The organism is Bradyrhizobium sp. ISRA464 (assembly GCF_029910095.1).
Lineage (GTDB): Bacteria > Pseudomonadota > Alphaproteobacteria > Rhizobiales > Xanthobacteraceae > Bradyrhizobium.
The window spans coordinates 2,090,354-2,115,600 of record NZ_CP094526.1 but is presented as its reverse complement, the minus strand read 5'-3'; the positions used below and the strand labels follow the sequence as shown (position 1 = coordinate 2,115,600).

General features: G+C 64.0%; 23 protein-coding genes and 1 pseudogene. 8 read left to right on the top strand and 16 right to left on the bottom strand.

All coding sequences use genetic code 11. From position 1 onward, the window contains the following. Positions 1 to 21: 21 nt before the first annotated feature. A complete protein-coding gene (locus tag MTX19_RS09940; protein ID WP_280983443.1) occupies positions 22 to 1,239 on the bottom strand; it encodes an extensin family protein in 1,218 nt (405 codons plus the stop codon). 647 nt (positions 1,240 to 1,886) lie between these two features. Here MTX19_RS09940 and MTX19_RS09935 point away from each other — a divergent pair. From MTX19_RS09935 to MTX19_RS09925, 3 genes are all read left to right on the top strand, one after another. Continuing rightward, positions 1,887 to 2,033 carry a hypothetical protein gene (locus MTX19_RS09935; protein WP_280983442.1) on the top strand — a complete coding sequence of 49 codons (147 nt, stop codon included), beginning with the start codon at positions 1,887 to 1,889 and terminating at the stop codon, positions 2,031 to 2,033. A 10-nt stretch (positions 2,034 to 2,043) separates the two neighbouring features. Continuing rightward, the gene (locus MTX19_RS09930) at positions 2,044 to 2,412 is read left to right on the top strand and encodes a hypothetical protein (protein ID WP_280983441.1); all 369 of its coding nucleotides are present in this window, start codon (positions 2,044 to 2,046) and stop codon (positions 2,410 to 2,412) included. Positions 2,413 to 2,656: 244 nt separating this feature from the next. After that, a complete protein-coding gene (locus tag MTX19_RS09925; protein WP_348638273.1) occupies positions 2,657 to 4,117 on the top strand; it encodes a FecR domain-containing protein in 1,461 nt (486 codons plus the stop codon). Positions 4,118 to 4,236: 119 nt separating this feature from the next. On the opposite strand, the gene MTX19_RS09920 is transcribed toward MTX19_RS09925, so the two are convergent. Together MTX19_RS09920 and asd are read right to left on the bottom strand one after the other, a co-directional pair. After that, positions 4,237 to 5,013 carry an NUDIX domain-containing protein gene (locus tag MTX19_RS09920; RefSeq protein WP_280985945.1) on the bottom strand — a complete coding sequence of 259 codons (777 nt, stop codon included), beginning with the start codon at positions 5,011 to 5,013 and terminating at the stop codon, positions 4,237 to 4,239. A gap of 158 nt (positions 5,014 to 5,171) precedes the next feature. Beyond that, positions 5,172 to 6,041 (bottom strand): archaetidylserine decarboxylase, encoded by an 870-nt coding sequence (asd, locus tag MTX19_RS09915; RefSeq protein ID WP_280984752.1) that lies wholly within the window; start codon positions 6,039 to 6,041, stop codon positions 5,172 to 5,174. Positions 6,042 to 6,075: 34 nt separating this feature from the next. Here asd and MTX19_RS09910 point away from each other — a divergent pair, with 34 nt between their 5' ends. After that, positions 6,076 to 7,740 carry an aminotransferase class III-fold pyridoxal phosphate-dependent enzyme gene (locus tag MTX19_RS09910; RefSeq protein WP_280983437.1) on the top strand — a complete coding sequence of 555 codons (1,665 nt, stop codon included), beginning with the start codon at positions 6,076 to 6,078 and terminating at the stop codon, positions 7,738 to 7,740. Between the two features lie 282 nt (positions 7,741 to 8,022). On the opposite strand, the gene MTX19_RS09905 is transcribed toward MTX19_RS09910, so the two are convergent. The 3 genes from MTX19_RS09905 to MTX19_RS09895 all read right to left on the bottom strand — a co-directional run bounded on the left by MTX19_RS09905 (position 8,023) and on the right by MTX19_RS09895 (position 10,598). Continuing rightward, positions 8,023 to 8,643 carry a hypothetical protein gene (locus MTX19_RS09905; protein WP_280983436.1) on the bottom strand — a complete coding sequence of 207 codons (621 nt, stop codon included), beginning with the start codon at positions 8,641 to 8,643 and terminating at the stop codon, positions 8,023 to 8,025. Positions 8,644 to 8,819: 176 nt separating this feature from the next. Continuing rightward, positions 8,820 to 9,509 carry a methyltransferase domain-containing protein gene (locus MTX19_RS09900; RefSeq protein WP_280983435.1) on the bottom strand — a complete coding sequence of 230 codons (690 nt, stop codon included), beginning with the start codon at positions 9,507 to 9,509 and terminating at the stop codon, positions 8,820 to 8,822. 33 nt (positions 9,510 to 9,542) lie between these two features. Continuing rightward, positions 9,543 to 10,598: a glycosyltransferase family 1 protein gene (locus MTX19_RS09895; protein ID WP_280983434.1), complete on the bottom strand. Its 1,056-nt coding sequence runs from the start codon at positions 10,596 to 10,598 to the stop codon at positions 9,543 to 9,545. Positions 10,599 to 10,735: 137 nt separating this feature from the next. Between MTX19_RS09895 and MTX19_RS09890 the strand changes: the two genes are divergently transcribed. Beyond that, entirely contained in the window at positions 10,736 to 12,115 is a 1,380-nt protein-coding gene (locus MTX19_RS09890) for a TAXI family TRAP transporter solute-binding subunit (RefSeq protein WP_280983433.1), read from the top strand. A 33-nt stretch (positions 12,116 to 12,148) separates the two neighbouring features. On the opposite strand, the gene MTX19_RS09885 is transcribed toward MTX19_RS09890, so the two are convergent. Both MTX19_RS09885 and MTX19_RS09880 read right to left on the bottom strand, forming a co-directional pair. Further along, positions 12,149 to 12,646 (bottom strand): hypothetical protein, encoded by a 498-nt coding sequence (locus MTX19_RS09885; RefSeq protein WP_280985944.1) that lies wholly within the window; start codon positions 12,644 to 12,646, stop codon positions 12,149 to 12,151. Further along, entirely contained in the window at positions 12,559 to 13,482 is a 924-nt protein-coding gene (locus MTX19_RS09880) for an acyltransferase family protein (protein ID WP_280985943.1), read from the bottom strand. Before MTX19_RS09880 ends, MTX19_RS09885 begins: the two co-directional genes overlap by 88 nt. Between MTX19_RS09880 and MTX19_RS09875 the strand changes: the two genes are divergently transcribed. From MTX19_RS09875 to MTX19_RS09865, 3 genes are all read left to right on the top strand, one after another. Beyond that, entirely contained in the window at positions 13,482 to 14,168 is a 687-nt protein-coding gene (locus MTX19_RS09875; RefSeq protein ID WP_280983430.1) for a L,D-transpeptidase, read from the top strand. The two genes, MTX19_RS09880 and MTX19_RS09875, sit on opposite strands and share 1 nt — an antisense overlap. Before the next feature lie 220 nt (positions 14,169 to 14,388). Continuing rightward, the gene (locus MTX19_RS09870) at positions 14,389 to 15,957 is read left to right on the top strand and encodes a DUF4403 family protein (RefSeq protein ID WP_280983429.1); all 1,569 of its coding nucleotides are present in this window, start codon (positions 14,389 to 14,391) and stop codon (positions 15,955 to 15,957) included. A gap of 127 nt (positions 15,958 to 16,084) precedes the next feature. Continuing rightward, the gene (locus MTX19_RS09865; RefSeq protein ID WP_280983428.1) at positions 16,085 to 17,296 is read left to right on the top strand and encodes an ABC transporter substrate-binding protein; all 1,212 of its coding nucleotides are present in this window, start codon (positions 16,085 to 16,087) and stop codon (positions 17,294 to 17,296) included. A gap of 167 nt (positions 17,297 to 17,463) precedes the next feature. Here MTX19_RS09865 and MTX19_RS09860 read toward each other — a convergent pair whose 3' ends face one another. The 8 genes and pseudogenes from MTX19_RS09860 to MTX19_RS09825 form a co-directional block, all read right to left on the bottom strand. Then, the gene (locus MTX19_RS09860; RefSeq protein WP_280984751.1) at positions 17,464 to 17,850 is read right to left on the bottom strand and encodes a glycosyl hydrolase-related protein; all 387 of its coding nucleotides are present in this window, start codon (positions 17,848 to 17,850) and stop codon (positions 17,464 to 17,466) included. A gap of 36 nt (positions 17,851 to 17,886) precedes the next feature. After that, positions 17,887 to 20,525 (bottom strand): annotated as a pseudogene (locus tag MTX19_RS09855) (glycoside hydrolase family 38 C-terminal domain-containing protein); the annotation flags it as partial. Positions 20,526 to 20,674: 149 nt separating this feature from the next. Then, positions 20,675 to 21,061 carry a hypothetical protein gene (locus MTX19_RS09850; RefSeq protein ID WP_280983427.1) on the bottom strand — a complete coding sequence of 129 codons (387 nt, stop codon included), beginning with the start codon at positions 21,059 to 21,061 and terminating at the stop codon, positions 20,675 to 20,677. 49 nt (positions 21,062 to 21,110) lie between these two features. Then, a complete protein-coding gene (locus MTX19_RS09845) occupies positions 21,111 to 21,779 on the bottom strand; it encodes an acyltransferase (RefSeq protein WP_280983426.1) in 669 nt (222 codons plus the stop codon). A 381-nt stretch (positions 21,780 to 22,160) separates the two neighbouring features. After that, a complete protein-coding gene (locus tag MTX19_RS09840) occupies positions 22,161 to 22,448 on the bottom strand; it encodes a DUF5658 family protein (protein ID WP_280976273.1) in 288 nt (95 codons plus the stop codon). 404 nt (positions 22,449 to 22,852) lie between these two features. After that, positions 22,853 to 23,317, bottom strand: coding sequence for an IS200/IS605 family transposase (tnpA, locus tag MTX19_RS09835; RefSeq protein ID WP_280984622.1), 465 nt, complete (start codon positions 23,315 to 23,317; stop codon positions 22,853 to 22,855). Between the two features lie 709 nt (positions 23,318 to 24,026). Further along, positions 24,027 to 24,551 carry a PRC-barrel domain-containing protein gene (locus MTX19_RS09830; RefSeq protein WP_280985942.1) on the bottom strand — a complete coding sequence of 175 codons (525 nt, stop codon included), beginning with the start codon at positions 24,549 to 24,551 and terminating at the stop codon, positions 24,027 to 24,029. Between the two features lie 78 nt (positions 24,552 to 24,629). Then, positions 24,630 to 25,007 carry a PRC-barrel domain-containing protein gene (locus tag MTX19_RS09825; RefSeq protein ID WP_280976271.1) on the bottom strand — a complete coding sequence of 126 codons (378 nt, stop codon included), beginning with the start codon at positions 25,005 to 25,007 and terminating at the stop codon, positions 24,630 to 24,632. Positions 25,008 to 25,247: the final 240 nt, after the last annotated feature.

Sequence of the window (25,247 nt, the reverse complement as noted above, 5' to 3'; positions counted from 1 at the left end):
CAAACATGAGCGCCTGACGCACTACTCGTCGGCGAGGTCGTCTTCTTCGTTGCTCCCGAGCCTACCCCGGGAGGCGGCGGGCTTTCTGCCCGCGATCGATCCTGTGACATAAGGATCGCGCGCTGCATAGGGGCTACGGCCGCCGGCGCGTGCAGCAACCTCCTCGCCCGACCGGGCAGCCGGCTCGCAGATGAAGCGGCGGCTGGCGCGGCGCATCAGGTCCACATGGATGTGGTCATAGTGGTACACATTGGAGCCCGGCGCCAGCACCGTAGTGAACTGCTGGCAGGCGGCGGCCTGCACGTCACGCAGGAAGCCCTGCTCCTCCGGCAGCCCCTTCCAGCCGTCCTTCACCGTGATGCGGCGGCCGTCGGCGAGCGTGAAGGCTGCAATATCGAGAGCGTTGCCAAAGGCATGCTCGGAAATATGCGCATGTGGATTGCCGTTCATGCCGCGGCAGGAATAGGCGGAAATCTGCTTGATCTCGACCACGCGCGCGCCGAACCAGCGCTGCGCCGCCGGCTGCACGGAATCGTTCAGCCAGCGCTCGAGCACCGAGACAATCGGGCATGCGAGCGTAGCGGCTGGCTTCACTGCGACCGGTCCAACCGCCGCGACCGGATTGCCACTCGAGGGGCCGAGCCGCGGCAGCGCTCCCCCGCCGGGCTGCTGACCATAGGGCGCCGGCGAATACGGTGCGGCCGCGCTGTCGCGCTGCGGATTGGCCGGCAAGCCCGGATAATAAGGTTTGTCGGCCCTTGCTTCGGGCGTCCCTTCGGGCGGCAAGTTGATTTCGTCCTGCTGCGGCGCAACGCCGGGTGCAGTCAGCGAGATCGGACCGTTCGGCTGGCCGCCATAGCTTGGCTGGCCGACGGCCTGGTTGGAATAAGGGGCCTGCGCGGACGGTGGGCTCGGCGGCGGCTGGTTGATCGGCCAGCGCGGCTGGTTGCCGATCGGTGCCGGCGGCCGCAGGTCATCGGCAAATCCGTATGCGGAGCTGCTCTCCCCGAGCGCTGCAACCTTGAGCGGAAACTCCGCGCCGCAGACGCCGGGACCGGAGATCGGATCGATGCGGACGAGGTCGGGACCTTCCTTGACCGCGCCGGATTTCAGGCATGCGACCTCCGCCTCGGCCCGCCACGGCTCGCGCTCGGCAGTCTGAAACAGACCGCGCCCGCAACCAGCCAGCGAAACGAGGACAAGGGAGCCGACGAGATACAAACGAACTCCACGCGTCATGCGTGCAGGTTCGACGAATTTATTTAAAGACTCTTCAACGCGTTGATTTCAGGTCTCTTTAACCATGCGCTGGAACCCGGCGCCTGCTGCCGGATGGACTGCAGGGGTGACTTTGATGGCCGGGAACCGACCGCCGGCTTCGGCGTTAGTGGGGGCCGCTGTGAACCGAGGGAGCATCCCAATGGATTCCGCGAGTCCGCTGCTAAGCAAGCTGAGCATGATCGCCGCGTACGTCGCGCTGGCCTTTGTCTGCGCCATCATCCTCGGCGTGTTCTGAACGCCGACCCAAGATTTCCCGACCTTGGATTTTCGCGCCCGGTGGCCGTCTCCACCGGGCGCTTTGCGCAGGCGATCCGCTCGGCTTTGTCTGGAGCATCGTCATGGTCGGGTTCGGCATAATATTGTTCGCGTTGCGCTTGAGATACGGCTCCCTCACTCCGTCCTGGCTCGTCCATTTTCTGTTCAACGGGCAACCATATCTAATCCTTCCTTTCATCGACCGGCTCGCCCCCGTGTTGCATCCCGGATATCTCTCTTGATGGCGAAACGGCGGCCAGATCGTCCGGCATTTCAACCGGGCAAATGATCCATGCATCGCGAGCGCGACATGCCCGTCGCGCAACCGGAAAGGCGGAGTTCAACGTCCGATGAAGAATTTCCTGCATGCGGCCAAGCTGCTGCTCCTCGACCTGGCGTCGACCGTGGTCTTTCTCGTGATCTTTCTGCTGACGCACAACACCGCCCTCGCGGTCGGTCTCGGGATCGCGGGGCACCGCGACGCTGCTCACTCATGACCCGCGCTTCGTGCTGTTCAAGCCGAGCGTGCTCTACGCGATCGTCGGCGTCCTGATGCTCAAGCCCGGCTGGCTCAACCGCTATCTGCCTGACATCGCAAAGACTGTCGTGCCCGATGTGGCCGCGATGGTTGGCCTCGCCTGGGCCGGCCTGATGTTCGTCTCCGCGGCCGTGAACGCGTTCGTTGCGCTCACCTGCAGCGCGGCGACGTGGGCCATGGTGATGCCGATCTTCGGCATCGTGAGCAAGATCGTGGTGTTCCTCGGCGGATTTGCCGCGATCCGGCTCACGGCCAGGCGCCGCATCCGCGCCATGCCCGACGCCGAACGCGAGGCCGTGCTCGCCCTCGATAGGGACACGGCAACGGCGGTGCCGTGACGTCCGGGATCACCCCGTGCGCGTGTAGCTAGCGAAACAAACGGGCGCGCGATGAAAATCACCCCGCACAAGCGCGGCTGACCGATCACGACGACCGACTGGCTGCGCCGCGCTCGATGACGGGGACGCGGCACTTGATCGTCGCGGCTTGCCACGACAACAAGGCACCGCCGTTCATTCGGCATTCAGCCAGACGCGGCTCAATTGCCGATCCGTCCAAGTGCTTCCCGGGAAATCGATGGTGATGCCGCGCAGAGTCTGTTTCGCGCTCCTGCTTGGCGCTGGCCTGATGCTGGGCTGGCATGCGCGCGCCGTCGCCGCACCGGAGCTGACGCAACTCGCGCAAGCGCAGTCAGCACCGACGCCTGCCCCCGCGCCCACTCCTGGTGCAGCTCCGGCAACGCCTGCACCTGCGACGCCGGCACCGGCGGCCAATCCACCGGCCGCCGCGCCCGAGCCGATCGGCAACGTCGCAACGCTGACCGGCACCGCGACCGTCACCCGCAACAACACCACGACGCCGCTGCAGATCCGCGACGACATCTTCGCCAATGACGAGGTCGCGACCGCGGCGACGTCGTCACTCGGCATCACCTTCACCGACGGCACCACCTTCAACCTGCGCGCCAACGCCAAGATCACGATCGACAACTACGTCTACGAGGACGGCGGCCAGCAGAACAACGCGCTGTTCAACGTCGCCAAGGGAACGGCGGCGTTCGTCGCCGCGGCCATCGCCAGGACGGGCAACATGAAGATCTCGACGCCGACGGCGACGCTCGGCATCCGCGGCACCACGGGACTCGTGGAGGTGCCTGATGGTGCGAATGCGACCGACAACAATGTCGGCATCAAGCTGTATCCCGACGCCGACGGGCATGTCGGACGGATCGAGATCAGCGACCGCAGCGGCGCCTCGCTTGGCGTGCTGACGCGCGCCGCGAGCGGCTTTGCCATTCGTCCCGGCACTAGCGGCGCGCGCTTCGCCGCGGTGCCGCTTACGATCTCGCCGCAACAGATGGCGCGCGACCAGGGCTTTGTGCGCCAGGTCCACACCACGCAAACGCTCGGCCGCCAGGTCGTGACCGAACAGCGCGACTTCCGCCGCGCCAATCCGGACTTCCGCCGCACCAATCCGACCGCGCCCTATCCGAACCGCGGCCAGCCGGTGCAGCGGCGGCAGAACGGATTGCCGGGCCAGAACCGCAATGCTCCGCAGCAGCCGGGGCAGCAGAACCGTCCGGGTCAATTGCAGCAGCCCGGTCAACCGAACCGTCCCGGCCAGCCGCAGCACCCGGGCACGCCCGGGCGGCAGGGCTCGCAGCAGCAGCCGGGCACGCAGCAGCAAGGTGCCGCGCAGCACAGCCTGCCCGGTCAGCCCGGCGGCGCGCCGCTACCGCGCGCGCCAGGCGTGCAGACCCCGGCAAGACAACAGCCAACCGGGCAACAACCTGCGCGCCAGGGCGGCTTGCAAAAGCCCGGCGTGCGTCAGCCGGGTCAGCCGGGCGCTCCGCGGCAGGGCGCCGTGCAGCCCGTGCCGCCGATGCAGGGCCCGCCCCGGCCGCCGGGCATTCAGCAGGCCGCCCCGGGCGCCCGCCCGCCCGGCATGCAACGGCCGGCGCAGGCCCGTCCCGGCTTCCAGCAACGGCGACCTCCGGCGCCAAGGGCTGCAAAGCCGCCGCCGAAGCCGAGGCGGCAAAACTGAGCGGGGATGCGCCGCCTCAGAGCGTTTTCGAGCAAAGTGGCCACCGGTTCGCGTGAAGAAAACGCGTCAAAACAGAAAATCCAGAGCTTCGGTTCTTATTCAATAAGAACCGAAGCTCTCTAGGCGGCGCGGTGCAGCCAGTCCCGCACGCGCTGGATCAGGTTCTTGCGCAGGGCGGGCTGAGGTGCCGTGGCGGCCGGCTCGATCTCGGGCGCAAACGACGGCGGCTCGACCGGTGGCGCAGGCTGGTCGACGGACTGCGCGATCGCCTCGCGAGCATCCATCTCGGCATCTTGTGGCACCTCGGTCGGCGCGTCCGGTTCGGTTTGCATTACGTCCGGGATCTCCACGACCGCGGGAGTCTCCGCAACCACCGGCGTCTCGACGGCTGGCTCCTCCTCGACGGCCGGCTGGACCGCGGCACGGCTGCGCCGCCGTTCGGCGGCTGCGGCCCGTGCACGCACGCGCCGCTCGCGCTCGGCGAGTGCCGCAGCCTGCAGCGCGATCGGCCCGACATTTTCCAGGAACGCGCGCTCGTAGCCGCGCGACAATCGTGCGAGCGCCAGCTCGAGCGGCAGCCAGTCGACCTCCCTGATGTCGCTCATCAACTCGCGCACCGGCCTGCCGCCGGCCTCCATGCGCCAGTAATGCACGACCTTGGAGCGGCCGCCGGAGTCATAGACCAGCGTGCCGAGGAATTCGTGCACGTCGACGGCGTGGCCAGTTTCCTCCAGCACCTCGCGCTCGGCGGCGGCGCGCGGCGTCTCGCCGTCATCGAGCTTGCCTTTCGGCAACACCCATTCATTGCGCTTGCGCAGCCGCACGACCGCGATGCGCGGCGGCGCCTCCCGCCGCAGCACAATGCCCCCCGCCGCCAGAACAGGCGTCCGTGCCATTTCGTGTCCTGAAAGTTTGCGATTTGGAATCGTCGCGCGACGATCGCGTGCATATTAGAGCATGATCCGGAAAAGTGGAAACCGGTTTTCCCTCGCAATGAACGCAAAGCGTTTGCGCGGAAGGCATGCCAAACAAGCACGCGACGGAACAAGCGAGATCACATCGCAGGCCTCCGCAGCAGCGGCTCACCGCATTTGATCCGCGTTCCCTCTGCGACATTGTCGCAGAACTCGAAATTGCCAGGCGCAAGCACGATGATGGTCGAGCCGTGCTCGAACCAGCCGAGCTCGTCGCCCTTCGTCACATGCGCGTCGCATGGAAAATCGACCGGCCCTCTCGTCTGCGCATTCAGCGTGACGTCGAGGAAGTGCAGGCGGAGGCTCGCCACCAGAATGGCGGCCACCGGAACCAGCGTCAGCGCCTCGCCGCTGGACAGCCGCGCGCGCAGCACCGCGCGCTCATTCTTGCAGAACAACCGCTCGATCCGCTTCAGCGCGATCGGATTGACGTTCCAAACGTCGCCATGAATGAACGTGACCTTGTCGATGGTGAGATCATAAGGCGCGTGGAAGCGGTGATACATGCTCGACGTCAGCCGCAGCGTGACGAAGCGGCCGTTCTTGTGCTGCTCGACCAGCGCGGGATCGCCGAGCAGATCGAGCAGCGAGTAAGGCGCGCCCTTGATCTGGAACAGCTCGGTGTCCTCGATCCGGCCATGCGCGCCGATGATCGCGTCCGAGGGGCTGGCGATGATGGCGGGATCCGCCACGACCGGGCGCAGACCGGGCTTGAGCTCGCGGGTGAAGCAGTCGTGCAGGCTCCTGAACTCGGTCTTCTTCGCCTCCGACAGGTCGAGATCGGAGAACAGCTTCCAGCAGGCGATCGAGGCGTCGCGCACCAGCGGGTTCTCGATCTTGGAGAACCAGCCCATGAATCGGGTCAGCGCGGCCCGCGGAATCCGGTTCGTTAGCAGGAAATTGAGGTCCTCCTGCTGGGTGAATGCCGAGATCAACCCCTTCACTGTCATGAATCTGTTAGGTGTGGAGGCTAGCGCTTCTGTCATGGATTCATCCCTTCCGATTCTCTCGCTGTCCGCCGCCGCGCTTGCCGGCGCCGCCGCAGCTTTCCCCAAAATTCAGGCCCGCATCGCGCTGTCGCGCGCCAAGCACCGCTCGCTGACCGGACATTCCAAGATGTCCAAGATGGTCGCGCGCATGGTCCCGAAATACGAATTCGATATCGACGATTTCTTCCGCTCCGACGGCGCGCCGTCTGAGATCGCGGTACAGCGCCAGGACGGCTTCTTCCGCCTCGCCGGCCTCTACCAGGACCGCTACCCCAAGGGCCGCGCGCTCACCGCCGAGGTGTCGGGCCGCATCTCCGACCTGCAGTTCACCGAAGCCTACCGCGTGCCGTTCCAGTACAGCCGCCTGGTGCGCGAGCACCTCAACACCTCGGCCTTCATGCAGGCCTCGAGCGGCGTCACCGTCACCGACCTCGACGGCAATGTGTTCTACGACCTGACCGGCTCCTACGGCGTCAACATCTTCGGCAACGACTTCTACAAGGAGTGCATTGCGGAAGGCGAGAAACGCGCCCATGCGCTGGGTCCGGTGCTCGGCCCCTACCACCCGATCATCGCCGACAACGTCAAGCGCCTCTGCGAGATCTCCGGCCTCGACGAGGTCTCGTTCCACATGTCCGGCACCGAAGCCGTGATGCAGGCGGTGCGGCTTGCGCGCTACCACACCAAGCGAACGCGTCTGGTCCGTTTCGCCGGCGCCTACCATGGCTGGTGGGGCGACGTGCAGCCCGGCGTCGGCAACCCGGTGTCGCCGCACGAGACCTTCACGCTCGCCGATATGTCGGAGAAGACGCTGCACGTGCTGCGAACCCGCAAGGACATCGCCTGCGTGCTGGTCAATCCGCTGCAGGCACTGCATCCGAACTCCAACGCGCCCGGCGATTCCGCGCTGGTCGACTCTTCGCGCTCCTCCAAATACGACCGCGCCGGCTACATCGAATGGCTGAAGCAGCTGCGCGAGGTCTGCACCGAGCGCGGCATCGTGCTGATCTTCGACGAGGTGTTCGTCGGCTTCCGTCTCGCCGCCGGCGGCGCCCAGGAATATTTCGGCGTCAAGGCCGACATGGTGACCTACGGCAAGAGCCTCGCCGGCGGACTTCCGATCGGCGTGGTCTGCGGCCGCAAGGACCTGATGCGGCGCTTCCGCGACGACCGTCCGGCCGACATCTGCTTTGCCCGCGGCACCTTCAACTCGCACCCTTATGTGATGACGGCGATGGACGAGTTCCTGAGCCGGCTCGCCAGCCCGAACTTCCGCTCGATCTACAACGGGCTCGAGGAGACCTGGAACGGCCGCGCCAAGGCGCTGAACGACCGCCTCGCCGCGCAGAACCTCCCGGTTCGCGTCGGCAACATCTCGTCGATCTGGACCGTCTACTACACTGAGCCGTCCCGCTATAACTGGATGCTGCAATATTATCTGCGGGCCGAGGGACTGGCGCTGAGCTGGGTCGGCACCGGCCGGCTGATCTTCACCCTCAACTACACCGACGCCGACTTCGCCGAGGTCGCCGACCGCCTCGTCGCCGCCTGCGAGAAGATGAAGCGCGACGGCTGGTGGTGGCACAAGGCCGGCCTCACCAACAAGAACATCAAGCGGCAGATCCTGAAGGAAATGGTCGCCGTGAAGTTCGGGCGCTGAGGCCGTACCACCTCCGAGTCCTTCGCTTTCCTTGGCCTCGCCCGCTTGCGGGGGAGGCCGGATCGCATCGTCAGATGCGATCCGGGTGGGGGCTCTCTCCTCACAAAGAGTGTCACAAGCGGCGACACCCCCACCCCAGCCCTCCCCCGCAAGCGGGAGAGGGAGCGCAGTCCCGTTGTGGCGAGCAGTTCGGCCTAGCCTGTTCACGGAAGCCCTGAGACGTAGATGCCCGGGACAAGCCCGGGCACGACGCAGTTTCAAAGACGTTTGGGGGAGCAACGATCAGGCAGCGTGCTTGACGTGCTTCTCGAGACCCGGATCGATCAGTTCGCCCTTCAAGAGAAACAGCGGCGCCTTGTGATAGAGCTTCAGGTCGTTGAAGGGGTCGGTGATGATCTTGGTCATCCAGACGAGGCCGGTCTCGACGTCGCGGATGAAGAACAGGTGGACGGTGCGGAACAGCAGACCACCGATGCCGACCACGAGCCAGATCTTGGCCACCTGGCGGGCGAAGTCGGTCATCGTGACCCACGGCTTGAACAGGCCGAACAGCGTCGGATCGAAGTACAGCACCATCGGCGAAGCCGCCCAGATCGCCATCAGCACGACCTTGCGCTGCAGATTGTAGCCGACCTTGATGTCTTCCTTGTGCTCGTGGGTCGCCTGGTTGACGTGGTCGTAGCCCTTCGGCTCGAAAAAGAAGTGACCGGCCTGGCGCGAGGTCATCGAGACCAGCCAGCCGACCAGCGCCGACACGACGGGATCGAAGAACAGCATCACATAGGCAAACAGAAAGCTCAGCGCGCTGACGAAGTGCAGGCTCTGGTTGATCCGGCTGTGATGATAGTAGCGGTGGTCATCCCAGCGCTGCGTACGCAGCTCTTGCAGGAAATTCTTGATCATTGGTTCCCCCAACATCTTTCGGAACTTGGTTTACAGGGATTCGATGTAGCGTATGTGACATCATCATAATGACATATGACAATGCGGAGCGACGCCTTGACGCAACAGGTGCGGCCTCGTCGCGAGGCGCCCGGACAAACCAGACGCCTCGAAGGATTAAGGATCGGCCGAAAGCCCTAGGCGGCATTGGCCACGTCCGCCTTGCGGAAGCGAACCAGCGAGAAGTGACCGAGCGGCGGGATCAGGCGGCGCTCGGCGAGTTCGATGCCGCGCGCCTCCGCCAGCCACTTGGTGTAGCGCGACCAGGCGAACTCGGCGGTGCGGAAGCCGAGCGGACGCACCACCGGCTGCAGCGTCTGCTCGATGAAGCGGCGCACGCCGGCATCGGCGCTGACGCGGGTCAGGATGATCAACTCGCCGCCCGGGCGCACCACGCGCGCGAACTCGTCGAGCGCGGCTTCCGGATTCGGCACCGCAGACAGCACATACTGCGCCATCACCACATCGAACGAATTGTCGGGGAATTCGAGCTTCTCGGCGTCCATCACCGCGAGCCCCTCGACATTCTTCAGGCCATACTCGGCGACGCGCTTCTTGGCCTTTTCAAGCATCGCTTCCGAGATGTCGGTGCCGAAGATGCGCACATTCTGACCATAGAGCGGCAGCGAGATGCCGGTGCCGACGCCGACCTCGAGCACTCGGCCGCCGATCTTGTTGGTGGCCTGGATCGCGGCCTGCCGGCCCTTGCTGAACACGCCGCCGAACACGAGGTCGTAGATCGGCGCCCAGCGGTCATAGGCCTGCTCGACCATCTCGCGGTCGAAGTCCAGGGTGCGGTTGGCGTCCAGCTTGATGATATCAGCCATAGATAGTCTCTCGTCTCTCGTTCGATTGAGCTGTTAATTCGGAACCGCGGTCCGGCCGGCGACGCGGCGGGCGGGCCGCGGCGCGCGGCTCGGCTGCAGCGTGGCCAGATTGCCGATGAACTGACGCGCACTGTTTTCCCAGGAGCGCTCCAGCGCGAAGTTGCGACAGGTCTCGCGCGACATGGTCAGCGCCCGCAGGCAGGCGCTGCGCAGGTCGTTGTCGATCGCCCCGATCGGATGATCGGCGATGACATCCTTCGGGCCGGTGACCGGGAACGCCGCCACCGGCGTGCCGCAGGCCAGCGCCTCCAGCTGCACCACACCGAACGTGTCGGTGAGGCTCGGAAACACGAAAACATCGGCGGCGGCGAGATGCGAGGTCAGGTCCTGGCCCTTCTTCTCGCCGAGGAAAACCGCGTCGGGATATTTCAGTTCCAGCGCCGCCTTCTGCGGGCCGTCGCCGACCACGACCTTGGTGCCGGGCAGGTCGAGCGAGAGGAAGGCGTCGAGGTTCTTCTCCACGGCGACGCGGCCCATGGTCATGAAGATCGGCCGCGGCAGTTCGAGCCTGGCCGGCTGGTCCGGATTGAACAGCTTGGTGTCGACACCGCGGGTCCAGAAGCCGAGCTTGCGGAAGCCGCGTTCGGTGAGCTCCTGCCGCAACGAGTCGGTCGCGACCATCGTCATCGATGCCGCGGCGTGGAAGTGGCGCAGCACGGCGTAGCCGACGCTGTCGGGAATCCCGGTGCGCACCGACACATATTCCGGGAAGCGCGTCGTGTACGATGTCGTGAAGGCGAGCTTGTTGCGGCGGCAATAGCCGCGCACCGCCCAGCCGATCGGCCCTTCGGTTGCGATGTGAATCGCCTCGGGCGCAGCCTCCTCGATCCGGCGCGCGATCTCGCGGCGGTTCGGCAGCGCCACGCGCAGGCCGGGATAGGTCGGCACGCCGACCGACCGAAAGCCGTCGGGGGTCAGGAAGCTGATCTCGGCGCCGAGCCCAGCCGCGCTGCGGGCCAGCGAGGTCAGCGTCCGGACAACGCCGTTGACTTGCGGATGCCAGGCATCGGTCGCCACGAGTATGCGCATAGCAAGAGATCCAGATCGTTAACTTGATTCTGCTCGCACGACGTTCTGACATTGATGTTTCAAACGTATGACGTCATCGAAATGTAAGGTTCTTTTTCAACCGCACGGCGCCGGTTTTCGTGTAACGTGACAGTAAGATGTCAGAGCAGAGCGGAAATCTCGGCGCGGCGCGCCGCAGGGTCAGGCGAAGAAACTCGTCGCTGCTGATCCTCGCGACCGGCATCTTCGTGTTCGGCCTCGCCGCCGGCGCGCTCTATTACGCCTTGCGTCCGGTGACGTTGCTGATCGCGGTCGGGCCGCCCGGCAGCGAAGACGTGAAGCTGATCCAGTCATTCGCGCAGACCTTTGCGCAGGACGGCAGCGCGGTGCGGCTGAAGCCGGTCACGACGCAGGGCGCTTCCGACAGCATCGCTCAGTTCGCCGCGAACAAGGTCGACCTCGCTGTGGCGCGCGGCGACCTCAACCTGCCGACGGCCGCCGAGTCGGTTGCGATCCTGCGCAAGAATCTCGTCGTGCTGTGGGCGCCGTCAGGCACGAAGGGCGGCAAGCGGTCGGCGAAGATCAAGAGCATCGACGACCTTGCCGGCCACAAGATCGGCGTGGTCGGCAGCACCCAGGCCAATGTCACGCTGCTCCGCGTGATCCTGACCGAATCCGGCGTCAACCCCGACAAGGTCACGGTCAGCCAGTTCCCTATCACCCGGATTTCCGAGCTTGCGCACGACGCCTCGCTCGATGCTTACATGACCGTCGGCCCGCTCGCCAGCAAGGTGACGGCAGACGCGATCGCGGCAACGGCGGCCGCGCGCGGCGAACCGAAATTCCTGCCGATCGAGGTCTCGGAGGCGATCGCGCAGAAACATCCGCTCTACGAGTCCGAGGAGATCGCCGGCAGCATCTTCTCGTCGTCGCCGGCGCGGCCCGCGGACAAGGTCGAGACAGTTGCGGTCAACCATCTGATCGTCGCGCAACACAAGTTGCATGAAGCCACCGTCGGCGCGCTGGTCCGCCAGCTCTTCACCCTGCGCTTCCAGGTCGCCCGCGACGTGCCGGCCGCCGCCAAGATCGAGAAGCCCGACACCGACAAGGATGCGGCGCTGCCGGCGCATCTGGGCGCCGCCGCCTATATCGACGGCACCGAGCGCACCTTCCTCGAGAAGTATTCGGACTACATCTGGGGCGCGATCCTCCTGCTCTCCGGCCTCGGGTCGGCCGGCGCCTGGCTGCGCCACTACGTCAAGCGCAACGAACGCGAGCAGTACATCACCCATCGCGACAACCTGCTTGAGCTGATCGCGAAGGTCCGCGGCGCCGAAACGGCGGAAGACCTCGCGACGATGCAGGCCACGGCCGATGCCCTGCTGCGTGAAGCGCTCGACTGCTACGACGACGGCGCGATCGAGGAAGGCGACCTTTCGGTGATCGGGCTGACGCTCGAACAGTTTCAACACGCCGTCGCCGACCGCCGCGCCGCGATCGGCGGCGACAAGCCGGGCCTGCCACGGATGCGCGCGTAAGCAGACCGCATCCAGAGCGCGCCTGCGACGTCGTCAGGATGCCGCAGATCGCTTGGCCGCAAGGCCGAGCGGGGTCATACTCTGGAGCGTCTCGACCGCATCCTCCGGCTCGAGCCGCTTGCGCGCCACGAAGGAGAAGCGGCTGCGCAGCTTCAGGATCGGCTTCTCGATCCAGTGCCAGGAGAATGCCGCGAACATCGTGATCAGCAGCAGCGCGACGGCAAACTGGACGATCAGCTGGGCGTGCGGCAGCCACACCTTCACCACCTGCTGCATCGGAAATCCATACAGATAGATCCCGTAGGAATAATCGCCCTTTGAGAACAGCGGCAGGCGGGGCAGTTTCGAGACGCCGAGAAACGCGGTGATGTAGACCAGCGCCGGACAAACCAGGGCATTGAGAACCGGCTGGGTCATCCAGTCCGCCGGCCCGAGAAGCGCGATCACCGCGCAGAGCGCGCAGCAGGCGGCGAGAATGCGCCCGTCATAGGGAATGCGGTCGCGATAGAGGTAGATCGCGATGCCGAGCATGAAGGCGACCGGCAGTTTCGCGCCGCGTCCGAGGAAGCGCGCCGTGCTGAAGACCTTGTCGTGCAGCGAGCCGGCGACGCCGGCGGGCAGTTGCGAGGGTTGCGCCGTGTGCCCCGTGACCTGGAGCGCAAGGCCGATCCCGGCGCGGGATTGCCGGCGAACACGCCCGGCAAAACGTAGTTCACGAGACCGACGACGTTCGTGAAATATTTGTAGGTGCCGGCGCTGGCGAAATAGTCCGACAGCGGCAGTGCAGCGAAGATCGGTCCAAGGATCAACGCCGAGAGCACGATCTCGACCGCGAGCGCGGGAACGATCCGCATTCCGCGATTGACCAGAAATTCCTTCAGGCTGAGCCGCAGGCCGCTTGCGGCGATGAGAAATCCGCTCAGCGCGAAGAACATCACGAGAATGGCGTATTGCGGAAACCAGACGATCCACATTTGCTCGGGCGCGCTGCCGCCCGTGGCGACATAGGGCGTATGGGCGGCAACGACCGAGATCGCCAGCGCGATACGCAGGAAATCGAACCCGGGACCAAAGCCTTTTTGCTGATCCAGCATGCTGCCGATCGAGGGGCCCTGCATTCTTTCGTCTCCGTCCTCAAACCACGCGTTGGGACAGCAAGGGCCGTGCCAAGGAAATTGTCCTGAGCTGGTACACCCCCGGCAAGCTTGCGTTAACCGCGCGATGAAACACGCGCGAAACAATTCCCTAACGCCACGAAACCATTTTGGCGATTTCGTGCAAACGTCCTGAAACGCCTCCCCTGTACTGATTTGCACCAACGACGCGCCGGAACCGGCGCGCAGGGAGCAAACAACGGGGGTCGACAATGTTCAATTCCGTGAAGCTGAACTCGCGTCTCGCTGCCGCTCTTGGTGCGCTGGCGATTGGCACCGTTGCCTTGTCCACTTCCGCGACAGCCGCTCCGCTGCCGATCTTCCCGTTCATCCTGATGCCGCCGACCGAGGCCGCGCCGCCGCCGGTGCAATCGGAGCCGCAGGTCCAAGATGAGGGCCGCACCGCCGAACTGCCGGCCCGGCTGCGACGCCGGATCGTCGACTATCCGACCCGCGAGGCGGCCGGCACCATCATCATCGATACCCCGCACACCTATCTTTACTATGTGCTCGGCGGCGGGCGCGCGATCCGCTACGGCATCGGCGTCGGCCGCGACGGCTTCACCTGGTCGGGCACCCAGACCATCACCAAGAAGGCGGAGTGGCCGGACTGGACCCCGCCGCCGGAGATGATCGCCCGCCAGCCCTACCTGCCGCGCCACATGGCCGGCGGCCCGGGCAACCCGCTCGGCGCCCGCGCCATGTATCTCGGCGGCACCGTCTACCGCATCCACGGCACCAACGCGCCGGAGACGATCGGCACCCACGTCTCCTCGGGCTGCCTGCGCCTCACCAATGCTGACGTCATCGACCTCTATTCGCGGGTCAGCGTCGGCACCAAGGTGATCGTGCTGCCGATGACCGACCGCCGCGCCGATCTCGGAACGGCCGTGCGCTGAACCGGACAGCTTAAGACTTCACCGACGGCCCCGGTATCGCGCCGGGGCCGTTGTCACATTGGTGATCGTTAACCGCATCGCCGCCGCAATGTTAACCCTTTCGCCGCATTGAAGGCAGGCAACGCGTTCCGCCCCCGAGAGAGCTTGATCCGGCCACACTGGCGCCCCGCTCGGCAGGCCTGTACAAGCGGCGTCAGAATTCATTTCATCCGGGGGGATGATGCGTCTGCCGATGCATCCAAGGACGATATTGCTCGGGATCGCGGTGCTGGCCGTCTCGTTCGTGGTCAGCCTGAAGGCCATGGACTGGCTCGCGCCGCTTGCCACGGTGCAGAAGCCGCAGCTCGCGCAATTGCCGCCGCTGCCGCCGGCGTCACGCTCGTCGACGATCGTGGCCAAGGTCGCCGTCGCGCTGTCGGCGATCCGCGACGCCGCCGAGCGGGGCGCCCCGAAGACGTTTGCCGGCAAGGCCAACAATCCGGTCTCGCAGATCCTGGAGAACGCCGACATCGGCTGGACCGCGTCGCGCGGGCCGATCGCGGTCACCGGCGCGCAGGACGTGCTGACGCTGGCGACCCCGATCAATGGAGCGCTCAAGGTCACCGGCTCGCTGTCGGCCAAGGCGAGCGGCGCGGTCGGCAACGCGCTCGGCAGCCTGCTCGGCGCCAATGTCGCCAAGCAGATCGGCGCGGTGAACATCAAGCAGATTAACGCCAACGCCGACATCAAGGGCAACGTCACCCTCACCTCGCGGCCGAAGCTCGGCGCATCGTGGCGGATCGAGCCGAACCTGCAGGCGCAGGTCAATCTCGACGACTCCAGCCTGTCGGCCGCAGGCGTCCGCGTCAGCGTGCCGGCCCAGGTGAAGCCGGTAATCGACAAGACAGTTGCCGATCAGATCGCCGCCGTGGAGGCGAAACTGCACAACGATCCCACCTTCGAGACCAACGCGCGCGCCCAGTGGACAAAGGCCTGCCGCTCGATCCCGCTGCAGGGCACCGGCGGAACCTCGTCGATGCCGCCCATGTGGCTCGAGCTGCGGCCGACCCGCGTGATCGCGGCCCAGCCGAAGATCGATGCATCGTCGATGACCCTCACCATGGGGGTCGAGGCCGAGACCCGGATCACGGAAACGCAGACCACCCCGAACTGTCCGTTCCCAGAAAAGCTCTCGATCGTGCCGCCGATGTCGAGCCAGGTCTCGATCGATCTGCCGGTCGACATGTCCTTCACCACACTGACCCAGCTCGTCGAGGAGCAGCTCAAGAACAAGACCTTTCCCGAGGATGGTTCCGGCCCGGTCGATGTCACCGTCAAGCACGCCAGCGTCGCCGCCTCCGGCGACCGCCTGCTGATCTCGCTCCTGGTGCACGCCAAGGAAAAGAAGAGCTACTTCGGCTTTGGCGCCGAGGCCACCGTGTATATCTGGGGCCGGCCCCGCCTCGACCAGCAGGCGCAGACGCTGCGGCTGACGGATGTCGAGCTGGCGGTCGAATCCGAAGCGGCCTTCGGCCTGCTCGGCGCGGCAGCGCGCGCGGTGATCCCGCACCTGCAACAGACGCTCGCCGACCGGCTGATCGTCGACCTCAAGCCGTTCGCAAGCAACGCGCAGCGAAAGATCGCCGCCGCCGTCGCCGACCTGCAGAAGAACGAGGAAGGTATCCGCGTCGACGCCGACATCACCAGCATCCGCCTGGCCGGCATCGATTTCGATTCGAAGACGCTACGCGTGCTCGTGGAAACCGAAGGCACCATCAACGCCGCGGTGAGCGCCCTGCCGGCACTGTAGGGCGCGAACCCGGAGGCCGTCCGATACCGGCATGCTCAAAAAGTCGCCTTTGCGACAGGTTGCCACACCGGATAGAACGGGGCCCCGCGAAACCAGTCCTCACCAAGAAGTCAGGGAGAAAAACACGATGAAATCGCTCTTGGCCGCAGCGGCGGCCGGCCTCGCACTTGCTGCTTCCGCCACCGCAGCCAACGCCCAGATCTCCGACGATGTCGTCAAGATCGGCGTGCTGACCGACATGTCGAGTCTCTACGCGGACGCCACCGGCAAGGGCTCGGTCGCCGCGGTCGAGATGGCGGTTGCCGATTACGGCGGCAAGGTGAAGGGCAAGCCGGTCGAGGTGATCGCGGCCGACCACCAGAACAAGCCCGACGTCGGCGTCAGCATCGCGCGCAACTGGTACGACAACGAGAAGGTCGACGCGATCCTCGACGTGCCGACCTCGTCGGTCGCGCTGCCGATTTCGGCGCTGACGCGCGAGAAGAACAAGATCAACATCAATTCCGGCGGCGGCTCCTCCGACATCACCGGCCCGGCCTGCTCACCCAACACGGTGCACTGGACCTACGACACCTACGCGCTGTCGAATGTCGCCGGCAAGGCGATGGTCAAGCGCGGCGAGGATACCTGGTTCTTCGTCACCGCCGACTACGCCTTCGGCCAGGCGCTGGAGCGCGACGCGGCCAACGTCGTGAAGGAGAGCGGAGGCAAGGTTCTTGGCGACGTGCGGCATCCGCTGAACTCGTCGGACTTCTCGTCCTTCCTGCTGCAGGCGCAGGCCTCCAAGGCCAAGGTCGTGGCGCTGGCGAATGCCGGCGGCGACACCACCAACGCGCTGAAGCAGGCCGCCGAGTTCGGCCTGACCCAGGGTGGCCAGAAGATGATCGCGTTGCTGATGGAGATCACCGACACGCATTCGCTCGGCATCAAGGCGACCCAGGGCCTGATCGTCACCGACGCCTTCTATTGGGACATGAACGACGAGACCCGCGCCTTCTCGAAGCGCTTCTACGACAAGGTCGGCCACATGCCGACCATGATCCAGGCCGGGCTCTATTCGGCAACCATGCATTACCTGAAGGCGATCGAGGCCATCGGCACCGACGAGGCGCCGAAGGTGATGGCGCAGATGCGCGCAACCCCGATCAACGACTTCTTCGCCAAGAATGGCCACATCCGGATCGACGGCCGCATGGTGCACGACATGTACCTGTTCGAGGTCAAGAAGCCCGAGGAATCCAAGGGAGAATGGGACCTCTACAAGCTGATCGCCACCGTGCCCGGCGACGAGGCCTTCCGCCCGCTCGACAAGGGCGGCTGCCCGCTGGTGAAGCAGTGAGGCAGCTCGCTTCTTCCCAAGGTTAAGTCCGGAGGGCGTGGATCTCTGATCGATCCACGCCCTCTTTCCGTTTCGACGACGGACTGAAAATCCCGGAGGACGATGAGATCAGGCTGGCCGCGGAGCCGGTTCACCTCTCCCCGGTCGGAGACCGCTTCAATCAGAATTCATCGTGACTGGAAGACCCGCAGCGTCGCGACCTGGAACGGACGCAGCAACAGGCGGCAAGTGCGGCCATCCATCGGCAGGGCCTCAATACGATCTTCCAGGATGTTGCTCAGCCACACCGACGAAACGTCGACGCCGAAATCGAGGACTGCGCGGGCCTGAACGCCTGCGCTCTCGTAGAGCCGCACCACCCAGCCATCGCCGTCCTCGGCCGGCTTGATCGTATCGACGGCCACGTTGGACGGAGATGCGCTCAACAACGACTGCCGCAGCGGCTCGTGTGGTCGCCCCTTGATCCAGAGCACCGGACGCGCAAAGCGCGAGGCCCTGCCGACCGTATCGGCAGCGCGCCAATCGCCCTCATGGGGATAGATCGCATAGCGCATGCGGTGATGGCCGATATCGGCCTTCGGATCGGGAGACACGGCGCCACGCAGCAGCGTGAGCGCGAGCTGGTTGCCGAATGTGGAGTAGCCGTGCTTGGACGCGCTGAACAGCGACACGCCAAAATCCGGCTCCGAAAGATCCGACCAGCGCTGGCCGGGGACCTCATACTTGGCGGCATCCGCATCCGTGTTGGCGTGCGTCGGCCGTTCGGTCGCTCCGAACATGGTTTCATACGTCGCGCGCGATGCACGACAGGCGACGGGAAACATCACCTTCAGAAGCGTTCTGCGCTCTTGCCAGTCGACCGTCGTTTCGAACTCGAGGTGCCGTGCGCCGGCATCCAGACGGATCACCTGGGATAGCCGGCTCGCGCTCCCGAGCGCGCGCTCGAAGCGAATCTCGCCGCGCAGCCCGCCGTCCGCCAGCACCTCGCAACTCACCTCGCCCGTCAGGTCGCGCGCGGTCTCCAGCGCAAACGGATCGATGTCCCAGGCCTCGAACTCGAGAGGTCTGTCGTCCAGCAGGAGAAAGCGGGCTCCCGCTGAAGCGAAGGTTTCTCGGCCGGTCGGCAAATGGATGAGCGATTGAACCAGGCCGGTGCGGTCCATGCGGGCCTTGAGCTGCAAATTCGACACTACGAATTCGTCCGGATCGGACGATATCGTCACGCGCTCGTCCGTCGTGATGGTCTCGCCTGCCGCGAACGGCGCGGCAACGACATAGCGGAGCGCACCGTCGGGATCGGACGCGACCTCGGCGCGCGAGCTGCCGAGCGTGTTGACCGGCGTCCAGCTGCCCGCCTCGGGGTCGCTGAGCGCCGCCAGCAGCGCATGTGTACGGCGTTTGGCCTCTTCGTCGACGGCGGCAAGATCGACCTCCGCCCGCTCGTAAACCTCGCGAATGCTGCTCCCGGGGATGATGTCGTGAAACTGGTTGACCAGCAGCGTGCGCCACAGGCTTTCGATGTCCTCCGCCGAGGGAGCCGGTTGCTGCCATGCCCCCGCCAGCGTGGCGACGAATTCGAGCGCCTGAAGGCTAGCCTCGCAGGCGCGATTGAGGCGCTTGGTCTCCGCCTGCGTGGTGTAGGTGCCACGATGATATTCGAGATAGAGCTCGCCCTCGATCGTGGCTAGATCCTCGGCGGACGTCGCCAGGCGATCAAAGAACTCGTCCACCGTGCTAATCCGGATCCTCGGCAGCCCCTGCAAATCCTTCGCACGCTGTAGCGTCTCGAGCATAGTTTCATCGGCACCGCCGCCGCCGTCGCCATATCCGAACAGATAGAGCGCGTCGGCCGAACGGTCCGCGTCCTTGTAGTTGGCGGCGTGATAGCGAAGCTCCGCGACCTGCGCCGATCCATTGTAGGTGTCGGCGGGCGGGAAATGGGTCAGCACCGTGCTGCCGTCGATGCCGCGCCAGTGGAAACTGTGATGCGGCGGCGAGGTGAACTTGTTCCAGGACAGCTTCTGGGTCAGGAAGCGCGACATTCCCGCCAGCCGCATGAGCTGGGGCACTGGCCGTCATAGCCGAACACATCCGGATTCCAGAACACGGTCGAGCGTCGTCCGAAGGTGCGCTCGAAGTAGCGCTGACCATAAAGGAACTGGCGGCAGATCGACTCGCCCCACGGCAGGTTGCAGTCCGGCTCGATCCAGCTGCCGCCCACGGGAATCCATTGTCCGGCGGCTGCCTTGGCGCGGATACGCGCGAACAGGTCGGGATCGTTCTGTTCGATGACGGCGTATTGATAGGCCTGCGAGCAGGCGAATTTGAAATCGGGATAACGCTCCATCAGCGCAACGGCGGTCGAGAAACTGCGTTGCGCCTTGCGCCGGGTTTCGTCCAGCGGCCATAACCAGGCGGTGTCGAGGTGGGCGTGGCCGACCGCCGACAATTCGTGGGCGACGGTGCCGTTGCGTGCAGCGAGCAGGTCGCGCAGAATCTCTCGCGCCGCGGGCCATGTCGCGCGATCATCGGGATCGGCAAGATTGCAGACGCGGTTGAGGTCGTGCAGCAACCGGCCGGCCCATGTCCGGTCCAATGCCGGTTGCGCGACCTCGCCGACGCCGCCGTACGACCTGGGCTTGCTCGAAGGATCGCGGTCGGCTTCGAGCTGGCGAAGGACGTCGTAATCGACATAGAACGCCCAGACCTCGGGATCAAAGCGACGCAGCTCGCAAGCCGCCAGCGCGTAGCCCTGCGGGTCGCCGCCGAAGGCGCCGAACAGGCCATTGCAGGCAACTTCGACGTAGAAGGTGAGACGCTCGCCGCCCTGCGCCGACTGTAACAGCGGCGCGGTGTGGCGGCCGGGATTGAGGCCCTGCGACGAGCGTCCGTCCAGCCAAAGCAGGGCTTCCGAGCGACTATCCCAATAGAGATCGACTCTTGCGCCGGTCCATGTCTCCGGCACCTCGGCCACGACCCGCACCCAATACGTCGCCCAAAGCGGCCCGAGCGGCTGGCCCAATGAGCTCGGCCGGTAGTCCAGCTCGAGCGCTTCCGCGAGACTGATCCGTTCGGTTGGACCGGCAAGCTCGAGTGACGTGACCGGCACGCGATCGGCGTGAGTCTTGTCCAGCAGCCGCTGGGCGAAGCGCTCCAGTCGGCCGCGTGTGTACCTGGGGTAGCGCCCGCGAATCCGGGCGACCGCGGCGCTGCTGCTATTGCGATCCATTTCGTCCATCGTGCTTCACCCGCATCAGGGACAAGATGCACGATCAACAACGGGCGGCGCAATCATCCCATGACCGTAGGCTCGGTTTCTGCAGACATTCGCCTCGGCCGACGGCCTGGTTGAGGAACTCGATCGCGCAGGTCAAGAGGCTATGCGGTATGGCCTAACCCGATTTGGTTGAAGCTTACAACTTTACGCACTTGTGCGAGCGAGCCGCATGCGCCGAAGGCCTCGTATTGCATCGCGCGCCGGCACCTCGATCGCAAAATAGACGCAGCTGAAGACGGCAAACGCAGTCCCAACCAAGAGGCATAAATGGACATGGACCAGGTATCAGGCGAGCCGAAAGCAGCAAGGAATCCTACAAAGAGGATGAGGTGCGTCATGTAGATCGAGTACGAAATGACGCCGAGAAAATGCAGCCCCTGTGACCCCAGCAGACGTGACGTGGCCGACGCCTGATCTGTTGCTGCAAGCACCACGAACGGAAAGAGGAACACCAAAGCCTGCGGATTGATGCGATCGCAGTACAACAATGAGAGCGACGCCCGCCCAAATCAATGCGGGGAATCTTGTGCAGAAGGTTTAAAGCCCGTCTCGCTTTTCAAAGCACACGAAGACGATCCACCCGGCCGCAAAGCCGAAAACTCCGCGAAACAAGCCAATCCACTCGCTCCACCGGCTCTTCGGCTCGTAGATCTGTGGGATAGACATGTCGGCGTCGAAATAACGTACGAACAGGGAGTAGGAAAGTGCCGACAGCACGACGATGCAGAGCAGCCTGATCGCGGTCGACCTCGGCCTCTTCTGGAATAGCAGCAAGGGAAACAGAAGGACGTAGCAAAACCACTCGACAGATATGGACCAGGCCGGAGTATTCCAATGAACGCCAGAGCCGATCACCGGCCACGAGTTCAACATGAGTCCCTGGAGCAGAAAGTCCGAGAGCGCGTTTCCGGTGGGGTAGGTCGTCGGATTGATCACCAGCGGCCAGACGATTGCCGCACCGGCAGTAACCAGGGTTACAAGGTACAACGGGTAAATTCGGGCGACGCGGGCTGTCAGATAGCTCGAAAACTGGAAGCTCTCGCGGCGATAGACATAGGAGAGCGTGAAGCCGCTGAGGCAAAAGAACAGGTCAACGGCATTGTGCCACATGAGAGGGGTGTTGGAGTAGCTGGGATAAAACTGCTGAAAATGTGCAAGGGCAACAGCCGTCGCTGCTATCCCCCGTAGCCCCGTTAGCGCCTTCAATTCTGGCCGCGGACCTTGAACAGGGCCTTTGTGCCCAATTCCGTGATTTTCCAAGTGGTCGCCCCCGCACGATCGTTCCCATCCGGAATTTATCGCCCCACAAATGCCTTCGATAGCCGCAGCGCAGGGAGAACCTGCTCCGTATTGTTCCGGATATCCAATTGTTTTTTCCGGCGAAGGCGAGCGCTCGTGCTCGGTCGATCGGGGGCGCCGCTCGCGCCTTTCCTCGCGTTCTCGTTGGCAGTCGCGCCTGCTGAACATGTTTCGCACCTCGTGCGAAACGGCGACTTGCTGATGAATATGACGCTGCGCAGGGATCGTGCCGTGAGGTTGAGCAGGACAATCAGATCGCCAGTTGCGGCAACCAGCGATGTGATTGGTTCAGTTCGTGCCCGCGATGACGATGAGGTTGTTGAGTACGGGCGTGGAGCAGAAAGCTACTACAAGAGCGATGTTGTAAAGGTTGTTGCTGCGCCAAAGCAGCCACGCCACGACAAACGTTAAACCTAGCTTGGGGATAAGCCACCATACACCCAACCATGCCTGAGCCAGCCGCATGAACGGGTTCAACTCGCCCAATCCGAGATGCAGGATCACATTCGTGGTCAAAAGGTCGGCGCATCCCAATAACAGGCAGGAGAGCACCAAGAGTGCCTTAACCCAATTCATTCCTAGTTTCTCCGTGCCGAGGGTACCGGACTGGCCAGATCACGCTATTTGAGAACGGACAAAAAGAAGAAAGCGATCAGTTGTCCCCCTATAAGCCAAAAACCCTTATTTTTTCTCAACCTTCGCGCGAACGCATTTGCCTGCGCGGCGTGCCGCCTCCGGCGGGACCTCGTGGGCCTCCGTTACCCGAAAGATGGGTATCCGGGGCCGGATTTACGAATCTGGAGCCGAAAGGAGGGACCCGTCGGGAAGGGCACGTCGCTAAGGAGGAACGGCTCTGATCACAGGGTGGGCTCGGCGCGAACCGAGGTTGGTTGGTCAGGACTCTTTATCGCGGCGAGCCAATAACCTCCAGCAAAGCTGGAGGTTTGATTGGGAACCGCCAAAGGCGGTTTTAAGGGATGTTAGGACGATTGCTTGGATTTTGGGGCAGCTGAAATCTTTAGCTCAAACTGATCCAGTTGCTGGTCGGCCATTTCCTGATTCTTGATGTAGGCCCGGATCATTTCCTCATCGCGGCCGACGGTCGTGACAAAATATCCGCGTGCCCAGAATTTGTGGCCCAGGAAATTTCGCATCTTCCGTTCGACGTTCTGCGCGATCCAGATCGAACTCTTCCCCTTCATATACCCGATGATCTGCGCCACCGAATATTTCGGAGGTATCGATATCAGCATGTGGACATGATCCGGCATCAGGTGACCTTCCTCGATCCGGCACTCCTTCCGTCGTGCCAGATCGTGAAATACCTGGCCCAGATGTCGCTTGATCTTCCCGAACAGCAGCTTCTTGCGGTACTTCGGCGTAAACACGACGTGGTACTTGCACTCCCAAGTCGCGTGATTAAGATGATTGTACTCTGCTTCCATCATGGTCTCCTTGAGGGTTCTTGGCGGTTCCCCAAGGAGACTCCATGACTTCATTCCCGCAGCTGTAGAACTGCCGGTTTTCGCCCCGCCATAGGCGGGGGCTTAGCAGGCTTGGTTAGGTTGAGGCGGTCGACGCGCTCATCAATCCGCCGGTTCAGTTCCTGATCCGCTCTCGCATTTCTCTTCTGGAGATGCGCGCGAACGCCAAATGCGCATGCGATTAGCACAATCGCGAAGAGCGCATAGTACCACCATTCCATACACTGATCTCACTTGGCATGACTAATCAGACGACAGATCCTTTCCGGCCTGCCGGCAGCCCGAACATGTACTCCGGAGATTTCGGGACCATGCTGGATATAAAGCGGGAGTCCCTGGGAGGGGCAATTCTCAATATGTGGGGGGCGCGGAACGGAGGCGGGCCACTGCCGGTCGCAGTTCGACCTCGCGGACCACCGACGTCTGACGTCATCGGACCGACATCAACGCGACTCGATGATGCCGGCGACAACTCATGGCAAAATCAGACTGAGATCCACAAGATGGCACAGGCGATAACTCGCCTGTGGGTATTTCGCTGCCTCGCAGTATCTCCCATCAGGGCTCTGCCTCGACTCTTACCCTTCCACTCAGGCCCTATGCACCTGAACAACAAAAACGCGCCCGGCACGCCGGGCGCGCTTCGCATTTCACGTGACGCGGTCGTGCGTTACTCGGTCGCGTACTTGAACTCGGGCATCGCCTTCAACTCGTCCTTGGACGCACTGAAGACCGCGTGATCCGGATACCAGGGGTTCGGCTTCGCCGTCTTCGCAGGCGCAGCGCCTGTCGTGGTGTTCGTCGACATCTTGTTGGGGCTACCGGTGTTCGACGCGCTGCCGCCGGAATTGGCAACCGGCTCGGTGGCGAACTTCACCTTGTCGAGCGGCACCGCGACCAGATGCTCGCCTACGCCAAGGAAGCCGCCGACGCCGATCACCACTCCCTTGATGGCACCCCCCTTGTCCATCAACAGGTCGTTGATCGAACCGACATTCTCGTTGCTGTCGTTATAGACACGGAGGCCGACAACCTTGGACGCGCGCCAGTCGCCCTGATACGAGGTCGACGACGTGCTTGTCGTCGCAGGAGCCATGCCTGCCTTGTCGCCCTTCTCCGTCGGCGCCTGCGCGAAAGCAACGCTCGCAAGCAGCACCGATCCGGCCACGCCGGCGACGATGGATCTGACTAGCATTGATGGGTTCTCCTCAATTCGCAGAATCGATACGAGAAAAACCCGTCACATCAGCGACCGTTCCTAATCAACCTGCGGTCAAAAGCCGCCCCAGTACGGAGGAACGCCGTAGAAGCGGTGCAACTCGACTTCCTGCGAACGGTCGCCCCAGTCGAAATCCTTGTCGGCGCGGAACGACGGCGCGCGCTTCAACTCCTCATCGTCGATGTCGAGCTCGTAGGCCTCGAAGTTCGGATTGTAGTGCAGCCGGCCCCACGGCAACGGGATGAGATTGGTCCCGATGCCCAGAAAGCCACCGAAGCTCAATACCGCGTACGACACCTTGCCCGAGATCTTGTCGATCATCAGCCGCTCGATGTGACCGATCATGTCGCCATTGGGCCGCCGCACCGCGGTCCCCTCGACGCGATCGCTTGCAATCAGTTGATGCGGCCTTGCCTTGGCCTCGACAGTCATCTCACCCTCCCATGCCTGAAAAAGAATCAACGCATCGTCCGGGGCCGGGTTCCGGCCGGATATGGCAGCCTTCCGTCCCTTTTGTGCGTCGCGTCGGCTGCGCCGGGCACCTGCACCACAAAGGGTTGACGGCCTTCCTCCCACAACCGCGCTCGTTTTGCGCACGTGCTCGGGCTGCCGGGGACCCAAAGCGCACCGGAAAACTACTGCCGGAATCTCAATGCATTACGCTTTGATGAA